Genomic DNA, 21485 nt, shown 5'->3' with positions numbered 1-21485 from the left:
ACGACGACGAGCACGATGGTGGCCACCGGCGAGAGCAGGCCGGCCGCCAGGGCGGCGATGCCGGGCTGGTAGCCGAGGGTCGAGAAGTAGTCCAGTCCGGTCAGGCACATGACGCGCCACCAGCGCTGGCCGTGCTCCTCGGGCAGTTCGGCGTGCGGGCCGGGGTGCTGCTTGGCGGTGTCCGCCATGCCCTCGAGCATCCAGGCACGGAACCGCGCCCGCCTGGACGGTGCCGCGCCCTGGCCCGACGGAACTGAGACCACCGTTGCACTCCCGTCAGCACAAGGGCACCGGGCCGGCCCGGCGGAGGACCAGGCCAGCGTATGTGAGCTCCTCCCCCGTCCCCGGGAGGCCGCCCCGCACCGTCACCCGCCCACCGCACCCCGACCGGATGCCGGCTCCGCCGGCGAAGGCACGGCGCACGGACGAAGGACCATCAGCGAGTCCTCCGGGGCCGCCACCGTGGCGAAGGGAACCGGTCGAGCTCGGGACGGAGGGCGGCGTCGTCGGGATGGGTCACCGCCCGCCGGTGACGGGGGTGTCGCCCGGGTTGCCGAAGCGGACGCCACCGGGCCCGAGTCCGCGGCCGGTCCGCCGTCGACGGTCCGGCCGAGACGCCCGGCGGCGCCTCGGCCGGACCGGAGTCAGGTCAGAATTCCAGCACCTCGCGGTCGAGCGGATACTGCGCCCGGTGGAGGCCGTCGTACGGCGAGGGTGTGATCGGCAGGACGCCGGTCGGCTGCAGGCCCAGGTTGTCGTCCCAGATCCGGGGCTCGACCTGTCCGAGGACGCGGAACCTCCGGAAGGTGAACGGCGGGCTGTCGGTCGGGAAGAACTCGGCCGTGGTCATCACCTGGAAGTGCAGGTGCGGCGTGGTGGAGTTGCCGCTGTTGCCGATCAGTCCGAGGACCTGGCCGGGCCTGACGCGGTCGCCCTCCCGGACCTTGAGCGAGCCGGGCTCCAGGTGGCCGTAGAGCAGGTAGCGGCCCGGCGCGACTTCCAGGGTGACGTGGTTGCCGACCGTGTCCTCGATCGGCGGGACGGGCGGCGTGTGGGGCGGCGGGTTGTCCGGGATTCCGTCCTGGACCTCCACCACTCTGCCGCCGGCCGCCGCCGTGACGGGCTGACGGTAGCTCAGGTAGCTGGTGAGCTGTGCGGGGTCGCCCTCCCAGGCCTGTCCCTGGTCACCGACCTTGTACCAGTCGATCGCGAAGCGCTGCGGCACGTAGAAGCGGCCGTTGATCGGGGCGAGGCCGCGCCGGTGGTGGGTGTTGCCGCAGCACGACTCGCTGGCGTACCAGGTGCCGGGGAGGACCGGCGGGGCCAGGTTCAACGGCGCGGTGCGGTCGGTCGGGGTGGCCTGCACCGTCTCCTCGAACGCGGAGGGGCCGGAGGCCGTCAGGATGGTACCCGAGAGGTGGTGTTCGAGGACCGCGGGCACCGGCCGGCCGCGGTCGAGGGTCAGGTCGAGCCAGATGATCCACTGCTGGGATCCCTGGATGACGGTCGGCGTCGGCGGCGGGGGCGGCGGGGTGTACCCGTCCGCGCCCGGCAGGGGGTCGCCCACCGGGTTGGCGGCCTCGGCCAGCGCCTGCCCGCTGAGCGAGCCGATGACCCGGTGGGTGCGGGCGTCCTGGACGTCGACACGGTCGAGCCGCACCGGTGTGCTGCGGGACAGGGCGCTGGTGGCGAGCAGTTCGTACGAGAGGTGCGTCCTGCCGTCCGTCGCCTCGAACGGCTCCGGTTCGGTCAGCACCGACGTCGTCAGCGGCGTGAACTGTGTGCCGGGCGCCAGACCGGCCGCGCCGGTCCCGTATCCGGGTCCCGCCGAGACCACCAGCGTGACGGCTGCGAGCACGGCAGCGGCGAGCCCGCGGCGTAGCGGGCTGCGGACGGTGCGGTTGCGAGGATCGCGCTCTGCCATGGTGCTCTTTCATTCGTCCGGTCCGGGGCCGTGAAGGACACCGGCACGCCCCGCCCCGAGGCGCAGGGCCATGTAACCCGGCGGCGCACCGCTCGGGGCGGAGCCCGCCGCGGTCACGTGCCGAACTGCACCCGTCCAGCCGCATCGACCGCCGATTCCTCGCCCACGGCAGCCCCGGGCCGCTGCAGGATGCCGTGCGTTCTCCGGTCGGCGCCGCTGCGACGACCACCCGTGCGCCGTCGGCGGGCTCCGGGCGCCGCGTCGACGGACGGCATGGGCCCGGCCGACGGGTGGTGGGGCGGGTCTCAGCAGCCGGCGCCGGCGGCGGTCGCCTCGCGCTCGGCGTCCGGCGCGCAGCAGGTTCCGGCGTCGGCGGCCTCCTCGGCGCTGCCGCAGCACGGGGTGGCGGCGACGGTGCGCCACCGCATCGACGGCACCTCCCTCGCGGCGCGAGCCGCGCCGCCGCCCACACCACCCGGCTCCTCGCGGGTCGGGCCGCCGACCGGCCGGACTTCCGCTGTGATTCGGCACATGTCAACATAGATGCATGTCGAATCTTGAGGTGGTCGACCTTCCGCTGCTCGAGCCGGAGGCCGCTGCGCCCTGCTGCCCGCCGCTGACCTCTGCGCCGCTGTCGGAGGAGGACTCGGTCAGGATGGCGGCGATGTTCAAGGCCCTGTCCGACCCGGTGCGGCTGCGGCTGTTCTCCCGCGTCGCCTCCCACGCGGGCGGCGAGGCGTGCGTGTGCGACATCCAGGACGTCGGCGTCTCCCAGCCCACCGTCTCCCACCACCTCAAGAAGCTCCGCGAGGCCGGCCTGCTCACCTCGGAGCGGCGCGGCACCTGGGTCTACTACCGCGTCGCCCCGAGTGTGCTCGCCTCCATGGCCGGCATGCTCGCCGCCGCCACGGGCTGAACCGGCAGCAGGCGTTCCCACGGGTCGCTCGATCGACTATCGTCGATTGTCGATGAATCAGTCGAACCGCACCAGCGCCGTCGTCGACGCCGAGGCCGCCGAACTGTACGCGGCGTGGTTCAAGGCGCTCGCCGACCCGACCCGCGTCCAGCTCCTGCACCTGCTCGCGGCCGAGGGCCGGCCGATGAGCGTCCGCGAGATCGTCGAACGTTCGCCGGTGGGCCAGTCGACGGTCTCCCACCACCTGAAGGTCCTCGCGGAGGTGCGCTTCGTCCTGCCGGAGAAGCAGGGCACCTCCACCCGCTACCAGGTCAACCGCACCTGCCTGACGGTCTTCCCGGCCGCCGTTGCCGCCATCCTCGCCGAGCCCCGCGCAGACCGGCCCCGGGAGGGCGACCATGGCCGCTGACACCCGGGTCGTGCCGATGACCGCCGACCACGCCGATCAGGTCCTGGCGATCTACCAGGCCGGCATCGACGAGGGCAACGCCACCTTCGAAACCACCGCGCCCGACTGGCGGGCGTTCGACGCGGCCAAACTGGCCGAGCACCGGTTCGTGGCCGCCGACCCCGCCGGCCGCGTCCTGGGCTGGGTCGCGGCAAGCCGGGTCTCCGACCGCTGCGCGTACGCGGGAGTGGTGGAGCACTCGGTGTACGTCCACCCGGACGCCCGCGGCCGCGGAGTCGCCCTCCTCCTGCTCGGGGCACTGATCGCCTCCAGCGAGGCCGCCGGCATCTGGACGATCCAGTCCGGCGTCTTCCCGGAGAACACCGCCAGCCTCGCCGTCCACGCCAGGGCGGGCTTCCGCGTCATCGGCACCCGCGAACGGATCGGCCGGCACCACGGTGTCTGGCGGGACACCGTACTCATCGAGCGGCGCAGCCACACGGTCGTGTGACCGGCAGCCACCGGGTTCCGCGGATCAGCGAAGATCGGCCGCGATCTGGGCGCCGGAGTTGCCGCCGCCCACGACGACGACCCGTCGGCCGGTGAAGTCCTCGGCCCGGCGGTAGTCACGGGTGTGGAGCTGGCGGCCGGTGAAGGATCCGCGACCGGGCACGGCCGGGACGAAGGGCCGCCACCAGTTGCCGGTGGCGCTGATGAGGGCCCGGGTGTGCCAGGCGCCGTCGTCGGTACGGGCGATCAGGCCGCCGTCCTCGGCGCTCTCCACCGCACGGACGTGCACCGGGCGGTGAACGGGCAGCTCGTACCGCTTCTCGTACTCCGTCAGGTACTGGACCACGTGGTCCGCCTCGGGCCGTTCCCTTCCGGTCCGGCCCGGCATCGGGCGGCCGGGCAGGGAGGAGTAGGCGGCCGGGGAGAACAGGTGGAGGCTGTTCCAGTAGTGCTGCCAGGCACCGCCGGGCGACGGGGAGGCGTCGAGGACCGCGAAGTCCAGTCCGGCGCGCCGCAGGTAGTACCCGGCAGCGAGGCCGGCCTGGCCCGCTCCGACGACCAGGACCTGGGCGCGCCGGACCGCGCTCACGAGGCGTCGGCCTTGCGGCCCGCGCGGTGGGTGAAGATCAGCGCCACCAGCGCCAGACCCGTCACCCCGCCGATCACCTGCATGCCGATGAACCCGGGCACCGAGGACGGCGCTATGCCCGCGAAGGTGTCGGTGAACGCCCGGCCGATGGTGACGGCCGGGTTGGCGAAGGAGGTGGAGGAGGTGGACCAGTAGGCGGCGCCGATGTAGGAGGCGACCGCCACGGGGGCGAAGCGCAGGCGGTCGGTCCTCGCGAGGCCGAAGATCAACAGGATCAGGCCCGCGCTCGCGACGACCTCGCCGAGCAGCAGGTGGCCGGCGGAGCGGTCGTGGGTGGACCACTGCACCAATGCCTTGCCGAACATCGCGTCCGCGACGATCGCGCCGCCGATCGCCCCGGCGATCTGGGCCGGGATGTAGGCGGCGATCTCCCGTGCTCCGAGGCCCTTCGGGTCGCGCCGGCCGGTCCACCACTCGGCGAGGGTGACGATCGGATTGAAGTGGGCGCCGGAGACCGGGCCGAGGAGGAGGATCAGCACGCCGAGGCCGAAGACGGTGGCCAGGGAGTTGGCGAGCAGTTGCAGGCCGACGTCCTCGGTGAGTTCGGTGGCCTGGATCCCGGAGCCGACCACGACGGTGACCAGGGCGGCGGTGCCGAGCAGTTCTGCGGCGACCCGGTTGGCGAGCGGGACCGGGGGCGGTTCGACCGCGAGCGGCTCCGCGGCGTCGGGTCCGACCTCTATGGCGCTCAAGAGGGCACTCCTCGTGCAGGGCGGTCTGGCCGCCGGGCTGGGTGGTGGTTCAGCAGGACCGCTTGCGATTGTTCGCAGCGGCCTCGCGGGCGGCGGCGGCCAGCCCGGCGAACTCCGCCGCGACGACCTCGAGGGCGTCGGGGCGGAGCATGTAGTAGGTGAATCGGCCGCACGGCTCGGTGTCGACCAGTCCCGCGTCCCGGAGGATCCTGAGGTGGTTGGACAGGTTGGTCTGCCGCGCGCCGGTCTCCTCGACCAAGTGGGTCGTGCACAAGGACTCCCGGGCGAGCAGCGTGAGGATCTGGATCCTCAGCGGGTCGGCCAGGGCCTTCAACACGTCACTGTCGACTGACATCACCATGGGCTGATACGTTAGCGGCCGTCGGGGGAAAACCCAAGCACACGGCCCCGCACGGGGTCGGGCCGCGCCGCGCGCCCCGCGGATCTCGCCGAAGGAAGAACCATGCCCACCACGCCTGCCGCGTCCGTGCTGTTCGTCTGCATCCACAACGCGGGCCGCTCGCAGATGGCCGCCGGCTTCCTGCGCCACCTCGCGGGCGACCGCGTCGAGGTCCGCTCGGCCGGCTCCGCGCCCGGCGACCGGACCAACCCCTCCGCGGTCGCCGCGATGGCCGAGCTCGGCATCGACATCTCCGACCAGCAGCCCAAGGTGCTGACCACCGACGCGATCCAGGCCTCCGACTACGTCATCACCATGGGCTGCGGCGACGCCTGCCCGTACTTCCCCGGCAAGACGTACCTGGACTGGAAGCTCGACGACCCGGCGGGCCAGGGCGTCGAGGCGGTCCGCCCCATCCGCGACGAGATCAGGCGCCTCATCGAGGGCCTGATCGCCGAGATCGACGCCGAGCAGCAGGAGAGCTGACGCCCCATGAGCGGGAACACCGGTGCGGGCGAGGTCGCCATCACCGGCTCCGGCCCCGCCGGGTACGCACCGCGGCCCTCCGCACGGCGCGTGCACTGAAGCCGCTGCCGTCCGGCCCGAGGACTGCGGGCGCCCGGAGTCCCGATGGACCAGGTGCCCCACGAGCACGGGGCCCGATACCGCGACGCGGCCGGGAAGCAGACCCAGGAGTCGGGCTTCGCCACCCAGGAGAAGGCCAAGGCCGCCAATCCACGAGAGGAGGAAGGCGATGTTGCCGAGGTCGATGCTCTTCAGCGACCCGGCGAAGGCGGCGAGTTTCGCCGCCGAGGAAAGACCCGGGTCGACGGCGAGGGACTTCGTCGCCGCGTCGGCGAGCGGGAGCAGGACACCGGGGTCCGCGCCCCGGCCCTTGATGTCGCCGATCGGGGAGGCGAGGAAGGCCTGCTGCCGTTTCATGCGGCCGATGTCCGAGCCGCCGCCGATGCCGTGGCGCGGCCGTACGTAGTCGAGTGCGGCCTGGCCGGAGACCTTCTGAGGGCCCTTCGGGTAGAGCCGGCGCCCGCGGGCGGGCGGGTTGGGGTTGAGGTCCTTCTCGTAGATGGCGTTCGGGAGGCAGACGTTGACGCCGCCGACGGCCTCGGTGACGGCGGCGAGGCCTTCGAAGTCGACCACGGCGGTGTGGTCCACCCGCAGGCCGGTGAGCTTCTCGACGGCGTTCCGGGTGCAGGCGGGGTTGCCCTGTTCGGTGTCGCCGACGGAGAAGGCGGAGTTGAACATGGCGCCGGTCTGCGGCTCGGTCCGGCCTCCGTCGGGGAGTCTGCACGAAGGGATGTCGACGAGGGCGTCGCGCGGGAAGGAGACACCGACGGCACGCCGGTGGTCGGCGTAGACGTGCAGCAGGATGGTGGTGTCGGACCGGGCTCCGCTCTCCTCGCCGCCGCCGAGGTTCTCGTTGCTGCCGCCGGGCCGGGGATGTCGGCGCGCGGCGCGCCGGCTCCGCTTCGGCGACCTCGGGCACCTCGGTCCCGGCGGGTCCGGACCCGTGGCGCCGCACGGGCGCGACGCCGCCGAAGGCCCGTTCGAGGCAGCACGCGACGAAGGCCGGGAGGTGCACAGCGATCGCGGAGTACAGGAGCATGCCGCCGAGGCCCGCAAGGACGCCGGAGGGTTCCACAGGTCCCTCCACTCGTGCCGGGGCCTGACGCCCATGCCGATTTTCTAAGCATCTTAGAAGATGCGTGGAATGCGGCATTCCTTTACGCCGGGCACCGGACCGGGGGCCGACCTGCGGCGGGACTATCGTGTCCACGGAGAGGAGGTCGATGTGCGAGGGTTCGGGCATCTGGAGACCGAGATCATGGAGCGCCTGTGGGCGTGGGACCGGCCTGCGAGCGTCCGCGAGATCGTCGACGACCTCAACCGGACCCGGCCGGTCGCCTACACGACCGTGACGACCGTCGCCGACATCCTCCACCGCAAGGGCTGGCTCAGCCGGCACAAGGAGGGCCGGGCCTGGATCTACGCACCGACCCGCTCCCGCGCCGCGCACGCCGCCGACCTCATGCGCGAGGCCCTCGGCGACACCGGCGACCAGCACGCAGCACTGCTGCTGTTCGTCGAGAGCATCGACAGCACCCAGGCCCGCACCCTGCGGGACATCCTGGAGCGGACCGAGAACGGCAGGCCATGACGGTACTGGCACTCCTGGTCGCGTTCCTCGCCGTCACCGGCTGGCTCGCGCCGCGGCAGCTCGCCCGCAGCTCCCGGGCGCCACGGGTGCCACGGGCCGCGATCGCGACCTGGGCCGCGCTGATCCTCGCCTGCGCCGCGGACGTCGTCATGCTGGCGCACCGGCTCGTCACCGCCGACCACCACGGGCGCGGCCCCTTCGGATGGCTGCTGCCCGCCTCGGCACGCGGCACCGGCGGGTCCGCCGGGCACACGCAGGCGTTCTGGATGGGCATGGCGATCCTGGCCGCCCTGTCCGGCGTCGTCCTGACGGCCTGGATCCGCGGGGCGCGGGCCCGGCGCCGCCACCGGCAGCAGCTCGACCTCGTAGCCCGCCGGCACGAGGACGGCTGGCTGGTCATGGACACCGACGAGCCGGCGGCCTGGTGCGTGGCCGGGGACGGCGGCCGGATCGTCCTCACCGTCGGCGCCCTGCGCATGCCCCCCGCCCACCGCGGGGCCGTCCTCGCCCACGAGAACGCCCACCTCGCGGGCCGCCACCACCTGATCACCTCCGCCGCCACCGCTCTCGGACGCGGGCTCCGCTGGCTCCCCGCCGCCCGCCTGGCCGGCGACAGGGTTCCGGTGCTCGTCGAGATGGCCGCCGACGACCGGGCGCTTCGCAGCACCTCACCACGGGTCCTCGCCGAGGCCCTGTGCCTCTTCGCCACCGCCCGAACCCGGCCGGCGTCGCTCGGCGCCGGCGACCACGCCGTCGTCGACCGCGTCCGGCGGCTGCTGGAGCCTGCACCGCCGCTGCCGCGGCCTGCGGCAGCCGCCTGGTGGCTCGCCTCGGCAGCGCTCCCCGTGGCGCCGATCCTTCTGGCCTGCGGCCCGTAACCCCGGTCCGGTGCACTCCACAGGGTCGTCGCCGACGTGCCGGCGCCCCGTCAAGGCGCCCGGCCCGGTCGACCAACGGGATGCGCTCCGCTGCGCGCCCGCGGCATCGGGCCGCCACGGAACCCGTACGACCTGCACCGGTGCGGCCGCGGCGGGCCGCGCGCAACTGGACGGGGCGGTCCGCCGCACATGCGCAGACATCGGCCGCGCATGTGTGCGGGCGACTTGCCAGAACCCCACCCACATCTACTAAGTTACTTCGAACATGGGGCGGGGCCGGTGGCCGCGCCCCTCCACGACCGCGCCGCGACCGCGTCGGGCGACAGCCAGGGAGTAACGCACGCATGGGTAACCGTCGTAAGCCCGCGCCGCCCAGCAGGGCCCGGATAGCCCTCGTGACCACGGCCGCCGCCGGCTCGGCGCTCCTCTCCACGGCGGGCAGCGCGAACGCCGCGCCCAAGCCCGACCTCGCGACCGTCAAGGCCCAGGTCGAGGACCTCAACGAACAGGCCGAGGCCTCCATCGAGAAGTACAACAAGTTCAAGGAGACCCAGCAGCGCCTGCAGAAGGAAGCCGCACAGCTGCAGGACCAGGTCGCAGCAGCGCAGGAGAAGATGAGCGACCTGAGGGTCCGCCTGTCCGCGGTGGCCGCCGACCAGTACCGCACGGGCAACGTCGATCCCACGATCGCGCTCATGTTCTCCTCGGACCCGGACAGCTACCTCAAGCGCGCCTCCGACCAGGACGTCGCCGCGAGCTCGCAGGCCGATCTGCTGCGCATGCTGCTCGACCAGCAGCGGCGCCTGGACCAACGGCGCGCCGAGGCGACGGCCGTCCTCGGCCGGCTGGACGAGACCGACAAGGTGCTCGCCGCCGAGAAGAAGTTCGTCCAGGGGAAGCTCTCGGAGGCGACCAAGGTCCTGGACGGCCTGTCCGCCGCCGACCGCGCCAAGGTCAACTCACAGGACGGCCGCTCCTCGCGCACCTCCACCCGCGAGACCTACAACGGGCCGGCCACCGGCCGCGCCGCAGCCGCCGTCCAGTTCGCCTACGCCCAGCTCGGCAAGCCCTACGTGTGGGGCGCCACCGGCCCGGGCAGCTACGACTGCTCCGGGCTGACCGGCGCAGCCTGGCGCGCCGCCGGAGTCTCGCTGCCCCGGGTCTCCCAGGACCAGTGGAACGCCGGCCAGCACGTGTCGAAGGCCAACCTCCAGCCCGGCGACCTCGTCTTCTTCTACTCCGACCTGCACCACGTCGGCATCTACATCGGCGGCGGCAAGATGATCCACGCCCCGCGCACCGGCAAGAACGTCGAGATCCTTCCGATCGAGTACATGCCCTACGTGGGCGCCGTCCGCCCCTGACGCCCGCCCCGGAACTCCGCGTCGCCCTCCTCGTCCCCCGCGCGGAGGGCGGCGCGGCCCGTCCGGTCACCAGCCGGGTTCGTCGCAGTCCCCGCGGCCCGGCGGTTCGACCTGGAGCGTCGCATGGGCGATTCCGCACTCCTCCCGCAGCAGGCTCCGTCCCGACTCGAGCACCGCTTGCGACCGGCCCTGACCCCGGATCACCAGGTGCGCGGTGGCCGCGTTCATCCCGGACGTCAGCGTTCACCGGTGGAGGTCGTGAACGTCGGCGACACCCGCCACGCCCGCCAGGTCCTGCGCCACGGCGGCGGCATCCAGCCCCTCGAGGCCGTGCCGGCCCGGCACGGCCGGCACCTGCCGCCCCAGCGCGATCGCCCGCACCGCGATGAACGAACCGATCACCGGCGCGGCCACGGTGTCCCACAGGGCCCGACCGGTCACGGCGACCAGCACACCCCGCGACGATGACGCCCAGGACCCCGCGGCGTCCGCCACGAAAAGCGACTGACGTAGCGTCAGGAAAGTCGGCAAAGGGTCGGCATCGATCCGACCGCACCCTGCCGCACGCGCCCGAGCACGTGAGTCGGCGCGACTGCGGATAGCACCTTCCCGAGGTCGGGAACGGGCCCAATCACCCCTCTGCTCCCGACAGGAGAGGCACATCGAACGGGCCGGCCGACGGCATCTTCCGCCTGCACTTCAGACGAAGTTTCCGCAGGTCAGCGCTCGCGCCCCCGAGGCTTCAACGGCAGCGGGGGCAGCTCCGGAGCCCGCAGGCGCTCCCCGTGGTAGCCGTGCACCTCGCCGAAGCGCTCGCTCCGCCCCGAGATCGGGGGCGGCGCTGCGGGGCGGGCGATGGCTGGTGCGGACGATTACCTGGTGGGTGGCGTCGTGGATGTACTGCACCTCGACATCGTGAGCCGACCTTCGGATCCCCGCCGGTCAAGGTTGACCTGCCATGCAGGGTCGGGGTCGGCGAGGAAAACAACCGGTGCGCCGAAGTCCCGGATCGTCTCCTCTGCTGAGGGTGCGCGGGTCGGGCCGGTGGGCGGGGTGCGGCTGCGGTACATCGGGCCTCCTCGGAAGACGGGCACGGCCTGGTGCTGCCCCTTCAGGGGCCTGCCGGGGACGGCACCAGGCCGTTGACGGCTTGGGTCAGTAGATGCCGTAGTGGGCGGTGGCGGGCCGTCAGCGGGGCGGGATGATCCCGGTCAGCCACTTGAAGGTCGGGACGACCAGTGGCTTCCAGGTCGACGTCAGGTGCGCGCCGGTGGTCTCGAACGGGGTGACGGTGGTCGGGCTCTTCGCCACCTGCTGGAGGGCGGTCGCGTCCTCCAGTCCGTCGCCCCGCTTGCCGGTCACGAAGAGCGCGACGTTCGGCGGGGTCGGGGCATGGGTGAGGATGTGGAGCGGGTTGGCGGTCTCGCGCAGTTTCGGGTCCCTGGCGGTCAGTGAGTTCGGTTCGCCGGCCGGGTCGTTGTAGCCGGACATGCTGATCGCGGCGCGATACCGGTTGGGGTGGGCGAGCGCGAGGCGCAGGGCGCAGTGGGCACCGGCCGAGTAGCCGGACAGGGCCCAGCGGTCCGGTGTGGTGTCGGCCCGGAAGTTGTCCACGATCATCTGTGGGACGTCCCGCGAGAGCCAGGTCTCGGCGTTGACCTTGCCCGCGATGTCGGCGCACCCGGCGTCGGTGTTGCCCAGGAGGGTGACGCGAGGTGAGACCAGGATGAACGGCGTCACCTGACCTGACTTCATCAGCGGTTCGAGCTGCTTGGCCGCCTGCATGGCCTCGCCGAACCAGGCACTCGAGGATCCGGGGTAGCCGACGAGCAGTTCGACCACCGGGAAGGTCTTGTTCTTGTTGGCCGGGTCGTCATACTGCGGCGGCGTCCAGACCAGCACCTCGCCGTCGACGCCGGAGAGCCTGCCCTTGAGGTCGGCCTGCTTCACGTTCCTGGGTACCGCGTCCGAGTCGGGCGCGTGGAAGGCCTGGGGCACCTTCGGCGCGGGGGCGCCGGACGGGGCGCTGGGGGCGGCGCTCCCGCCGGCCAGGCCCTCGTCCTTCGGGGGCACGGGCACGGCCCGGACGTGGCTGGAGGTGCCCAGCAGGTCGCCCCAGTTGTCGTAGAGCTGGTTCTCGTTGTTGACGACCACGAAGACCATGGCCACGGCGGTGAACTGGCAGAGCAGCACGGTGCCGAGGTACGAGAGCGCGCGCAGCGGCGTGCGCCGTTGTTCCGCTGTCCGCCCCGCCCCGAGGAGGGCTCCTCTGCCCAGCCATTGCGCCATGGCCAGCGCTATGGAGGCCGCGAACAGCACGGCGGTGACGACGAGGGCGGGAGTGCCGGTCAGGTTCATTGCGTTGGTGCCCGGTTTCTGTGCCATCCGGGCCCGTGTGCCCAGTCTGATGGAGGGATTGCTTGGAACGGCCGTTCGGCTGGCGGGTGCTCGATCGTGACGCCGTGGCCGAGTTGCTCGGCGGCAGGGGATGCCCTCGCCGCCGAGCAACAACTGCTCTCGGGACGCGCCGACAGGGCCGCGTGCCGGCATGGGCAGCCAGGCGCCACGCGCGGTGCGGTGTGTCCCGCTTGGGTCAGCTCGCCCGAGCCGGGGTCTGCTGGGCCGGGGTCTGCTTGATGCCGTCGACGATCGCGCGGGTGGTGATCGCGGTGGTGAAGACGACGGTGCCGGGCTTGATCAGGTTCGCCTCCGTGTCGCCGGGAACGGGGTTGACCTGGACGGTGCGCTTGCCGAGGAAGGTGAGGGTCTTGTTGTCGAAGATCCACTCGTCGCGCTGGCCGCTGGTCTCGTCGAGCCGGGCCACTGCGACGCCGTGGCGCCCGGCCGCATCGACCGCGTCATCGACCGTGACCACGCCCGGGATCTTGGCGGCGGCCTTGTAGAGCGCGGAAGTGAGGGCGGCGGTGGGGTAACTCTCGCCGAGCAGGTCGCCGATGGTGGTGAACGCCTCCTGGTCGGGGCCGCGGCCCTCCCCCCTGGTCTCGTTGTAGATCTTGGCGAGGAGGGCGTCGGGGTCGGTGGTGAGGGCGGCGAGGTAGTTGTACGAGGGGGCGTTCAGGTACGGCTTGACGTCGGAGTCCAGGGTGATGCCCTTGGTGTCGGTCGCGCCCGCCTCGATCAGCCAGCCGTTCTTGCCGTCGAGGGACTTCCAGGTCTGGCGAGGGTGCAGCTTGTCGCTGACGACGGTGCTCTTTCCGTGGTCGTTGCGGACGTGGGTGCCGGCCGTCGTCGACTCGATGTAGACGTACTGCCCCTCGTGTGCCTTCGGGGTTGAGGTTTCGTTGGCGGCCAGCGCGATCCGGTTCAGCAGCTGGGTGGCGCCGCTCGCGTGGGCGGAGCCGACCTCGGTGACCAGGAGAGGGCCGGTGGCAAGGCCGGAGTCGCCGCTGCCGTCGGGCGCGGCGGTGAGCTGGACGCCCGTCACGACGGCTCCGACCAGGGCGAAGGCCGCCACCGGGATGAGGATCGCGCGGCGCAGGAACGGGTTGCGCCGATTGGCGGCGGAGGCGGGGGTGGGGGAAGAGGTACGGATGTCTTCGTGGATCTGGGTCATCAAGCGCTCCCGGTGCAACTGGTGGCGGCCCGCCGGCAGATCCCGCTCCGTGAAATGGAGCAGCCTGTCGAACTCGTCGGTCATCGGATTCCTTCCTCTGCGGACCGGACCGCGATGGCGCGGTCGCCATTTACCTGTCGAGGGCGGGCATCGGGTTCCCGTTTGGGCCATGCCAGTTCCGCGTCCGTGAGTTTGCGCAGCTTCGTGCGTGCCCGGGACAGGCGGGAGCGGACCGTGCCGACCGGGATGCCCAGGGCCTGGGCCGCATCGGCGTACTCCATGCCCTCCAACAGGCACAGCACCAGCACCTCGCGCTCGGGTCTGCGCATCGAGCCCAGGGCGCTGAGCGCCGCGGCGATCCGGTGCCGGTCGTCCACCTCGCCGGCGACCGTCTCGGCGTGGTCGGGCACGTCGGACAGCTCGCGGACCGCGGCGGCGGCCGCGGCCCGGTACCGGCGGTTGCTGCGGCAGTGGTTGCGGGCGAGGTTCGTGGCGATGCCCAGCAACCAGGGCCGCAGCGAGCCGCCTTCCGGGTCGACCTTGGCCCGCAGCCGCCAGGCCTCCATGAACGTGGCCGACATGACGTCCTCCGCGACCGACCAGTCGGCGGTCAGGCGGAAGACGTGGTTGTAGACGGTGCGGGCGTAGCTGTCGAACAGCCCGCCGAAGGCATCGGGATCCCCGGCCCGGACCCGGGTTCGCATATCGGTGGTCACCTCTATTCGCTGTCCGTCTCCCACGGGCGAGTTCCAGTGACGTGCGTCACAGGCCTGCGAACCGCACGGCTCGCACCCGCACCCAAGGAAGAACCTCCGCACCGCGCGGGGGCGCACCGAGGCCCTCCAGCAGCGTGCCGAGGCCGGCGAGACCGGCTTGGCCCGGACCGGGCGCTGAGCGCCGACCACAAGGCGGCTCTGGACGAGATCGACCCGGCATGGTGCCCGGCCTGGTCAGTGGAATGGCAGCGGTGCTTCGCCCGGCCTGGCGGCACACCCGGGACGGCGGCACCCTCGCCGGTGCCGCACCGGGCAGCATCGTCGTCCAGGGCGAAGACCTCGCCGCCTGGGGCCGCGCCCAGCAGACCGGCTGGGACAAGCTCGCCCCCGCCCAGCACCAGCAACTCGGCGCGGTATCCGCCCGGCACCTGTCGGCGGCGTGGCCCGGGGTTCCCACCGGATCAGCCGTGCTGCTCCGAGGCGAGGATGGTGTCGATCATGCGCTGCAGCAACGCGGCCAGGTAGCGCTTGTCATTGGCGGCCTTGTGATCGCCGAGCTGGTCCAGCCGCATGGCCTCGTCGAGCAGCTCGTCGCGCTGGTGGAGCATCCTCACGACGTCCGCGCGGTGGTCGGTGGCGGCCACGGCCGAGGCCGCACCCGGCTGGACGGGGGCGGCCTGAGCGGGGGCGGCCGCGAGCAGGACACCACCGGCCAGGGCGGCGGTCAGGGCGATGGCGGGAAGACGATGGCGCATTGAGCTTCTCCTCATGTTCGACGGTGCTTTCGGTCGGGCGCGGGAGTGACCCCGCCCGGGATCGGGTCGAGATACGTGCCTTGCGCACGCTTCTGACCATAGCAGGAAAAGCGTGCGCGAAGCACGCTAAGAACTTCGCCCCGGCCGGGGAGCAGCCGGGCAGCTTCACGGCGTCCGGCCGCGGTCAGGGTCCACAGCTTCCGGTTGTCCGACAGGCGCGGCTCCTCCCGCACCCTCCCGGCGTCCTCCAGGTCGCCGAGGCGTCGCGGGTCGTCTTGTCATTCCGCTGCCCGGGCAGGACCAGATGCCAGAGCTCACGTGCGGTGGCGCGCTGAAACAGGCCGAGCGACTCCAGGACCCATTCATGACCGGCTGTGTCGAACCCCGCTTCCACCGCACCTCGGCAGCGGGAGGAAGAGGGTTGTCGCCACGCCCGCGGCCCCTTGTCCGGGGCCGCTGGCCTCCGGAAGCGGGCCGATCGGCCGCCGGAGGGTGCCCACGGAGGTGGCGCCGGGCCTCTTGTCCCGGCCTGACGAGGCCTTCGCCTGTCGGTCGGTAGCGTGGTCGGCGGCCCGGTCGTCGTCGTCCGGGCCGGGCGCGGCGAGCGAGGTGGTCGTCATCGAGATGGCCTTCCATCAGCAGCCGGCCGGATCCGGCGCGGTGGCCGGCCCCGGCACCCGGACCAGCGCCCGGGTGCCGCCGACGACGCACACCACCCCCCTTGTCCGCGGCCTGACCCCACCCGTTGTCCGACCCCTTGACCAGCGTGTTGTCCCGCCCGATTCGCCCCAGTCCAAGACCTTGTCCTCCCGGTATGTCCGTGACCGACACCACACACCATCAGGGCCCGCGCACCCGATCGCCGACGCGCGGTGCGGTGCGCGCGGCCGCGCAGTGCGGTGCGGTGCAGTGCGGTGGGGTGCGGCGCGGATGCACACGGTGCGGTGCGGGTCTACCGACGGTGAGGTGTTCCCCGGGCGGGCTGGGTCTGCTCGTAGGCGTGGCCAACTCGTAGGAGTGTGGGCTCGTCGAGGGGGCGGCCGAGCAGCTGCATGCCGACGGGCATGCCTGCCGCGTCGTGGCCGACCGGAACGGTCAGGGCGGGCACTCCGGTGATGTTGGCGGGGGCGCAAAGGCGCACGTAGGCGTCGGAGACGCTCTCGGCCGTGCCATCGGGCCAGGTGACCGTCTCCTCGTCGGCCCCGACCGCGGGCATCGGGACGCTCGGGGCGGCGATCACGTCGACCTCCTCCAGCATCCGTGCCCACTCGGTGCGCATGAGCGTGCGGGAGCGTTGAGCGCGTACGTAGTCGCCGGCGCTCATCAACTCGCTTGCCTCCAGGAGGATGCGGACGTCCTCCTGGTACAGCTCGGGGACCGTGCGCAGGCTGCCTTCGTGGTAGGCGCCGGCCTCCGGCACCATCAGGCCCCACTGCGTGGCCTGGATGTAGCGGGTCATCGGGACGTCGACCTCGACGAGCCGTGCGCCCAGGGCCTCCAGTTGCCCGATGGCGTTCCGGACCGCGGTCTCCACCTGCGGGTGGACGTTGTCGAAGTAGTACGTGCGTGGTACACCGACGCGCAGCCCCGTCAGGTCCGGGTCCGCGGCGGGCCGATAGTCCGCGGCGGGCACGGACAGCGAGGCGGGGTCGCGCGGATCGTGTCCGGCCAGCGCGGACAGGACCAGTGCCGCGTCCTCGACGGTGCGGGTGATCGGGCCGACGTGGTCCAGCGACCAGGACAGGGAGGTGACGCCGTGACGGGGGACGAGACCGTAGGTCGGCTTGAGGCCGACGACCCCGTTGAGCGCGGCGGGCACCCGGATCGACCCGCCGGTGTCGGTGCCCAGGGCAAAGGTCGCGGTGCCCGACGCGACGGCGACCGCGGAGCCGCCGCTGGAGCCGCCGGCGACCCGGCCGCGGTCCCAGGCGTTGCGGGTCTGCGGGGTGGTCAGCCCGAATGCGAATTCGTGGGTGTGGGTCTTCCCGAGCAGGATCGCGCCGGCTGCGCCGAGCCGCGCGGCGACCGTGCTGTCCGCCGTTGCACGGTGGCCGGCACGTACGCGGGAGCTGGCGGTGGTGGCCATCCCGCTGACATCGATCAGGTCCTTGAGCGCCATCGGGATGCCGTGCAGCGGTCCCCGGTAACGGCCTTGCGCTGCTTCGTGTTCGGCCTCGCGCGCCGCCCGGCGCGCCCGCTCCGCGGTGACCGTGACGTAGGCGCCGAGGTGCGGCTCCGCCTCCTCGATGCGCTCGAGGACGGAGTCGACCAGTTCGACGGGGGACAGTCGCCTGGCCCGTATCGCGTCCGCGGCGGCGGTGAGGGACAGCTCATACGGCTGCATCGTGGTGCTCCTCTGCGGCACGGTAGGCGGCGGCGGGCGGGACGTCCGCGAAGTCCAGCTCGCGCAGGAGCGCGACGACGCTGTGGATGTGGTTGGCGACCGCGGCGACCGCGGCATGGCGCTCGGCGGGCAGCACCAGGCCGGCGCGGGCCGCCCAGCGGGCGGCCTCCGGTGGGGTGAGTTCGACGGCGGACACGGATGCTCTCCCTTTCGGTGGAGGTTGGAGTGGCGGAGTAACCGCCACCCTCGAGGCTTGGGGATTCGTTGGCAGGTCGCGTGGTCAGGCCACGGTGGCCGGGATCTCAACGCCCGGCTCGGCGAGCAGCCGGTAGCGGCCGTTCTCCCGGCGGACGGTGCCGGCGGTGGGCCGCGGGAAGTGGGTGCCCAGGAGCAGTGCGTCGGTGTCGGCCAGGGTGTCGAGCAGCCGGGCTCGGGTGCGGACGGCCTGGGCCGGGTCGAGGTCGACGCAGCTGTGCACGTGGGGGTGGGACAGCTGGACGGGGTGGTGGATGCTGTCCCCGGTGATCAGCGCCCGGCGGTCGCTGCCGCGCAGCTCGACGGCGACCTGCCCGGGCGTGTGGCCGGGGACCGGGACCAGGAAGACGCCCGGTGCCGCCTCGTGCCCCTGTTCGGGCACGTCTACGGGGTCGTACTGCCCGTTGTCGCGGACGGGGTGGACGGAGTCGCGGAACATCCGGCTGCGGGCCTCGTCCAGGTCGGTAGCGGCCCAGTGGTCCCATTCGGTGCGGCTGGTGAGGTAGCGGGCGCCCGGGAAGGTGGGGACCCAGTCCTCTCCGAGGAGGCGGGTGTTCCAGCCGACGTGGTCGGTGTGCAGGTGCGTGGTGATCACCAGGTCCACGGACTCGGGTGGGAAACCGGCCGCCGCCAGGCGTTCCAGGAAGTCGGTGTCGAGCCCGTTCCAGGCCGGATTGGCGCGCGGCTTGCCGTTGCCGATGCCGGTGTCCACGACGATCCGCACGCCGCCGGACTCGACCGCGAAGCTGTGGCTCGCGAGCCGCGGGACGTCGGCGTCGGCGAAGTCGGGGCGCAGCCACGGGGCCTCGTCCAGCACCTCCTTGGTGGCGTCCGGCAGCAGCCAGGGTCCGGTACCGCGTGGCAGTTCGATCTCGTCGACGCGGCGTACGGCGATGTCGCCCAGGTTCCATCCCGTGCTGGTGAGGGGGGTGGCCTGACGGGGCGTGGCAGTGCTCATCGGTGGGTCCTCACGTGGTGGGCGGGTTGGGTCGGGTTAGACGGCGTGCGGCTGTCGCACGGCGCGGATGAGGCCGATCAGGGTCAGCAGGATGACCGTCACGGCGTAGAGCGAGACGGCGGTCTGCAGGCCGTACAGGTTGGTCAGCAGGCCGGCGAGGACGGCTGGGATGCCCATGGCGAGGTAGCTGAGGACGTAATAGGCGGCGAGCGTCCCGGCGCGTTCGCCCGGGGCGGCCGGGGGCAGCAGTAGGCGCAGGGCGGCCTGGGTGACGGCACCGAAGCCCGCGCCCGCCAGGGCGGTGCCGGCGAACAGCGCGAGCAGGCTGTGCAGGTGCGGGCCGCTCAGGGTCAGCAGGGCTCCCGGGATGGCCGGCCGGGAGGCGGGCGCGACGGTGACGGCGGGGCGCAGTGAGCGCCAGGCGCCGGGGTGGGGACCGGCGGTCTCGGGGGTGAGCAGGACCGCGGCGGCCTGCGCGGTGAAGAGCAGGAGCAACAGCAGGTAGACGGTGCGGGTGGCGGTGGGGGCGTACTGCGCGAGGGTGGTGGCGGCCAGCACTCCGGCCGCCATGCCGGCCACGGGGGTGATGCCGTTGGCGGCCGCTGCCCGGCCGGGGCGGCCCGGGTTTTCGAAGTCGAGCAGGGCGGCTCCGGCAGCGCTGGTGGCTGCGCCGGTGGCCAGGCCCTGAAGGATCCGCGCGGCGATCAGCGCCGGCACCCCCTGGGCAGTGGCGAAGACGGCCATCGCGAGGACCTCTGCCAGCAGCGCCGCGGCGAGGACCGGCCGTCGGCCCAGGTGGTCCGAGAGCGTGCTTGCGGTCAGCAGTGCCACCAGCAGGGCGAGCGCGTAGGCGCTGAACACCCCGGTGAGCGTCATGGCCGAGAAGTGCCAGGCGGCCTGGTAAAGCGCGTACAGCGGGGTCGGAGCGCTGGAGGCGGCCAGCAGCCCGACCAGGACCGAGGCATGGAGCCGGAAGGCGCCGTGGTGGCTCAGCAGGGGCAGGCGGCGGGAGTGGGACGTCAGAGCTGTGACGCTGGGCATGGAAGCACCTCTGAGCCTTAAGGCGAATGCTTTGCGTTTAGCACTCTAGGCTCACGGACTTCGAAAACGCAAATATTTAGCTTTTATGTGGTGGAGGTGTGCGGCGGCGCAACACTGCCGAGCACCGACGCCACCAAGTGGCTGGTGTAGGCCTCGGACAGGTCCGACGGGCGGAACAGGATGCGGTACATCAGAGGGGCGACGACGACGTCCAGCATGGCCTCCACGTCGGGCACGGCCTCCCCGCGCCCGGCCGCGCGCACGCCGATGGCCTTCAACTGCTCGGCGGCGTAGTCGGAGCAAATGGCCGCGTTGCCCTGCTCGGGATCCCCCAGCAGGGTGTCGCGGATGTACGTGCGGCCCGCTGTCGAAGACATCTCCTCGGCGAACTGCAGGGTCCACGCCTCCAGGTCCGCCCGCAGGCTGCCGTGGTCGGTCGGCGAGGTGGCGGGGCGCAGCCGCTCGACGGCCACGTCGGACAGCAGTTCCCGCAGGTCCCCCCACCGCCGGTAGACGGTGGACGGCGTCACTCCCGCGCGGGCGGCGATCAGCGGCACGGTGAGTGCATCCCGCCCGAGTTCCGCCTCCAGATCGCGGACGGCCTGGTGCACGGACTGCTGGACGCGGGCGCTGCGCCCGCCGGGGCGTGTGGTCGCTCGGGCACTCATGCGCTCAGCTTAACGCGAAGAAGTTGCGTCTGGCCCGTCAGGCCCCGGGCCCTGTCGGTGCAACCCCGCACAGCCATCCGCCCCGCCAGCACAGCCCCGCTCCGGATCAGGCACCGCGCACGGCTGAACACCCACCTGTTCCGGAGCCACGCGCACAGCCCGGCCACCCGCGAAGCACGCTCACAGGAGGGGCGCGGTGTCGTTCAGCACCCCAGGCCCGGTTCGGGCGCTCTTCGCCGTGCGCCTTCGCCTGCGGGTCGGAAGAGCACGGTGTCCGCGATCAACATGCCCCGGGCCGTCCCGAAGTGCGGGCAGCCACGGGACCGCCGGGCGGGACGTACCTGCGGTGGCCTGCCTGCGGCAGGGCGCAGCGGGGCGCCTGGCGGGCGGCGCGGCGACCTGCCGTGTCGGGTTGGTGCGGGCGGGGTCTGATCCGTGGCTCGCCCAGCGGGAGTGTGCCGGCGATCCGGCGGGGACCGACGGTACCGGCACCGCTGCCAACCTCGCGACGCCCTGGAAGCCCCGCCGACCAGGCCGCCGATCCCGGCACGGGGAGTACGGCTCTGCGCACGTGGTGGCCGGTGGCCGTCAGTGATGTTCGGCGGCGAACGGGCCCTCGTCGACGAAGCGGCGCAGCTGGCGCGCGAAGGCCCGGGCCTCCGGCTGGGGCCAGGTGGCGAGCGAGGATTCGATGCCGGCCGCCAGTCGCTGCCTGGTGGCCGACACGACGCTGTGGCCCTGCTCGGTGAGCGCGAGGAGGGTCGCGCGGCCGTCGGCCGGGTCGGGCCGGCGCTGGAGCAGGCCGGCCTGCTCCAGTCGGTCGGCGCGGCGGGTCACGGTGGTGCGGTCCAGCCCGATCTCGCGGCCCAGGTCGGCGGCACTGCACGCCCCGGTCCGGGCCAGGCCACTGAGGACCGGGTAGGTGAGGCCGTCGACCGCTTCGCCCAACCCCTCGGCCAGCCGGCCGTAGAGGCGTTCGCGCGTGGTGCGCCGCATGAGCAGGCCCAGCGCATCGGCGATGTCGTGCCCCGTCGAGTTGTTCACATATCCAGATTAGCGTGCTCTGCGCACGCTTTTCCTGCTACGGTCAGAAGCGTGCTTAAAGCACGCATCTCTGCTCGATCCCAGGGCGGGAACACTCCCGCGTCCAACCGAAGGAATCTCCATGAACCGCACCGACGCCCGCGCCGCCCTCACCGACCTGCTCCTCACTCCGGGCCTCGACCTGGACGAGGCCGCCGACCGGCACTTCGCCCCCGACTACCGCCAGCGCACCG

22 protein-coding genes and 4 pseudogenes are annotated in these 21485 nt (G+C 72.6%); 8 read left to right on the top strand and 18 right to left on the bottom strand.

Annotation, left to right across the window (positions count from 1 at the left end; all coding sequences use genetic code 11):
* The 3 genes and pseudogenes from AB0442_RS37305 to AB0442_RS37295 all read right to left on the bottom strand — a co-directional run.
* Positions 1-200, bottom strand: a pseudogene (locus AB0442_RS37305) (amino acid transporter); the annotation flags it as partial.
* A 449-nt stretch (positions 201-649) separates the two neighbouring features.
* On the bottom strand, positions 650-1924 hold the full coding sequence (locus tag AB0442_RS37300; protein WP_366167988.1) for a M23 family metallopeptidase: 1275 nt from the start codon (positions 1922-1924) through the stop codon (positions 650-652).
* A 305-nt stretch (positions 1925-2229) separates the two neighbouring features.
* The gene (locus AB0442_RS37295) at positions 2230-2352 is read right to left on the bottom strand and encodes a hypothetical protein (RefSeq protein ID WP_366167987.1); all 123 of its coding nucleotides are present in this window, start codon (positions 2350-2352) and stop codon (positions 2230-2232) included.
* Positions 2353-2471: 119 nt separating this feature from the next.
* On the opposite strand from AB0442_RS37295, the gene AB0442_RS37290 reads away from it, so the two are divergent.
* The 3 genes from AB0442_RS37290 to AB0442_RS37280 are packed head-to-tail and all read left to right on the top strand — an operon-like array spanning position 2472 to position 3739.
* The gene (locus tag AB0442_RS37290; RefSeq protein WP_366167986.1) at positions 2472-2840 is read left to right on the top strand and encodes a metalloregulator ArsR/SmtB family transcription factor; all 369 of its coding nucleotides are present in this window, start codon (positions 2472-2474) and stop codon (positions 2838-2840) included.
* Positions 2841-2892: 52 nt separating this feature from the next.
* Complete coding sequence (locus AB0442_RS37285; protein ID WP_366167985.1) at positions 2893-3249, top strand: metalloregulator ArsR/SmtB family transcription factor; 357 nt, start codon at positions 2893-2895, stop codon at positions 3247-3249.
* Positions 3239-3739: an N-acetyltransferase family protein gene (locus AB0442_RS37280; RefSeq protein WP_366167984.1), complete on the top strand. Its 501-nt coding sequence runs from the start codon at positions 3239-3241 to the stop codon at positions 3737-3739. Before AB0442_RS37285 ends, AB0442_RS37280 begins: the two co-directional genes overlap by 11 nt.
* 30 nt (positions 3740-3769) lie before the next feature.
* Here AB0442_RS37280 and AB0442_RS37275 read toward each other — a convergent pair.
* The 3 genes and pseudogenes from AB0442_RS37275 to AB0442_RS37265 form a co-directional block, all read right to left on the bottom strand.
* A pseudogene (locus AB0442_RS37275) lies at positions 3770-4327 on the bottom strand (FAD-dependent oxidoreductase); the annotation flags it as partial.
* On the bottom strand, positions 4324-5070 hold the full coding sequence (locus AB0442_RS37270) for an MIP/aquaporin family protein (RefSeq protein ID WP_366167990.1): 747 nt from the start codon (positions 5068-5070) through the stop codon (positions 4324-4326). The pseudogene AB0442_RS37275 and the gene AB0442_RS37270, both read right to left, overlap by 4 nt.
* A gap of 58 nt (positions 5071-5128) precedes the next feature.
* The gene (locus tag AB0442_RS37265) at positions 5129-5434 is read right to left on the bottom strand and encodes a metalloregulator ArsR/SmtB family transcription factor (protein WP_366167989.1); all 306 of its coding nucleotides are present in this window, start codon (positions 5432-5434) and stop codon (positions 5129-5131) included.
* Positions 5435-5542: 108 nt separating this feature from the next.
* Between AB0442_RS37265 and AB0442_RS37260 the strand changes: the two genes are divergently transcribed.
* Positions 5543-5965, top strand: a complete 423-nt coding sequence (locus AB0442_RS37260; RefSeq protein ID WP_366167983.1) for an arsenate reductase ArsC — start codon at positions 5543-5545, stop codon at positions 5963-5965.
* A 249-nt stretch (positions 5966-6214) separates the two neighbouring features.
* Here the strand turns inward: AB0442_RS37260 and AB0442_RS37255 are convergent.
* Positions 6215-6925 (bottom strand): annotated as a pseudogene (locus tag AB0442_RS37255) (LCP family protein); the annotation flags it as partial.
* Between the two features lie 364 nt (positions 6926-7289).
* Between AB0442_RS37255 and AB0442_RS37250 the strand changes: the two are divergent.
* From AB0442_RS37250 to AB0442_RS37240, 3 genes are all read left to right on the top strand, one after another.
* Positions 7290-7655 carry a BlaI/MecI/CopY family transcriptional regulator gene (locus AB0442_RS37250; RefSeq protein WP_366167981.1) on the top strand — a complete coding sequence of 122 codons (366 nt, stop codon included), beginning with the start codon at positions 7290-7292 and terminating at the stop codon, positions 7653-7655.
* A complete protein-coding gene (locus AB0442_RS37245) occupies positions 7652-8533 on the top strand; it encodes a M56 family metallopeptidase (protein ID WP_366167980.1) in 882 nt (293 codons plus the stop codon). The genes AB0442_RS37250 and AB0442_RS37245 overlap by 4 nt, the downstream gene beginning before the upstream one ends.
* Before the next feature lie 344 nt (positions 8534-8877).
* On the top strand, positions 8878-9897 hold the full coding sequence (locus AB0442_RS37240; RefSeq protein ID WP_366167979.1) for an NlpC/P60 family protein: 1020 nt from the start codon (positions 8878-8880) through the stop codon (positions 9895-9897).
* Positions 9898-10140: 243 nt separating this feature from the next.
* Here AB0442_RS37240 and AB0442_RS37235 read toward each other — a convergent pair whose 3' ends face one another.
* The 11 genes from AB0442_RS37235 to AB0442_RS37185 all read right to left on the bottom strand — a co-directional run bounded on the left by AB0442_RS37235 (position 10141) and on the right by AB0442_RS37185 (position 21252).
* A complete protein-coding gene (locus AB0442_RS37235) occupies positions 10141-10338 on the bottom strand; it encodes a hypothetical protein (RefSeq protein WP_366167978.1) in 198 nt (65 codons plus the stop codon).
* A 747-nt stretch (positions 10339-11085) separates the two neighbouring features.
* Positions 11086-12282: an alpha/beta hydrolase-fold protein gene (locus tag AB0442_RS37230; RefSeq protein ID WP_366167977.1), complete on the bottom strand. Its 1197-nt coding sequence runs from the start codon at positions 12280-12282 to the stop codon at positions 11086-11088.
* Between the two features lie 208 nt (positions 12283-12490).
* The gene (locus AB0442_RS37225; RefSeq protein WP_366167976.1) at positions 12491-13555 is read right to left on the bottom strand and encodes a CU044_5270 family protein; all 1065 of its coding nucleotides are present in this window, start codon (positions 13553-13555) and stop codon (positions 12491-12493) included.
* A complete protein-coding gene (locus AB0442_RS37220; RefSeq protein WP_366167975.1) occupies positions 13552-14175 on the bottom strand; it encodes a sigma-70 family RNA polymerase sigma factor in 624 nt (207 codons plus the stop codon). Before AB0442_RS37220 ends, AB0442_RS37225 begins: the two co-directional genes overlap by 4 nt.
* A 473-nt stretch (positions 14176-14648) precedes the next feature.
* Positions 14649-14942 (bottom strand): hypothetical protein, encoded by a 294-nt coding sequence (locus tag AB0442_RS37215; protein ID WP_366167974.1) that lies wholly within the window; start codon positions 14940-14942, stop codon positions 14649-14651.
* A gap of 952 nt (positions 14943-15894) precedes the next feature.
* Complete coding sequence (locus AB0442_RS37210) at positions 15895-17286, bottom strand: amidase (RefSeq protein ID WP_366167973.1); 1392 nt, start codon at positions 17284-17286, stop codon at positions 15895-15897.
* On the bottom strand, positions 17273-17482 hold the full coding sequence (locus AB0442_RS37205; protein WP_366167972.1) for a hypothetical protein: 210 nt from the start codon (positions 17480-17482) through the stop codon (positions 17273-17275). The genes AB0442_RS37210 and AB0442_RS37205 overlap by 14 nt, the downstream gene beginning before the upstream one ends.
* An 84-nt stretch (positions 17483-17566) precedes the next feature.
* On the bottom strand, positions 17567-18499 hold the full coding sequence (locus tag AB0442_RS37200) for an MBL fold metallo-hydrolase (protein ID WP_366167971.1): 933 nt from the start codon (positions 18497-18499) through the stop codon (positions 17567-17569).
* Between the two features lie 36 nt (positions 18500-18535).
* On the bottom strand, positions 18536-19540 hold the full coding sequence (locus AB0442_RS37195) for an MFS transporter (RefSeq protein ID WP_366167970.1): 1005 nt from the start codon (positions 19538-19540) through the stop codon (positions 18536-18538).
* 83 nt (positions 19541-19623) lie between these two features.
* Positions 19624-20208: a TetR/AcrR family transcriptional regulator gene (locus AB0442_RS37190; RefSeq protein WP_366167969.1), complete on the bottom strand. Its 585-nt coding sequence runs from the start codon at positions 20206-20208 to the stop codon at positions 19624-19626.
* A 588-nt stretch (positions 20209-20796) separates the two neighbouring features.
* Positions 20797-21252: a MarR family transcriptional regulator gene (locus AB0442_RS37185; RefSeq protein WP_366167968.1), complete on the bottom strand. Its 456-nt coding sequence runs from the start codon at positions 21250-21252 to the stop codon at positions 20797-20799.
* Positions 21253-21373: 121 nt separating this feature from the next.
* Between AB0442_RS37185 and AB0442_RS37180 the strand changes: the two are divergent.
* Positions 21374-21485 (top strand): annotated as a pseudogene (locus tag AB0442_RS37180) (nuclear transport factor 2 family protein); the annotation flags it as partial.

This window comes from Kitasatospora sp. NPDC085895, from assembly GCF_040702125.1.
Lineage (GTDB): Bacteria > Actinomycetota > Actinomycetes > Streptomycetales > Streptomycetaceae > Kitasatospora > Kitasatospora arboriphila.
The sequence above is the reverse complement of the archived record's forward strand: the minus strand, read 5'-3'. Positions and strand labels throughout refer to the sequence as shown.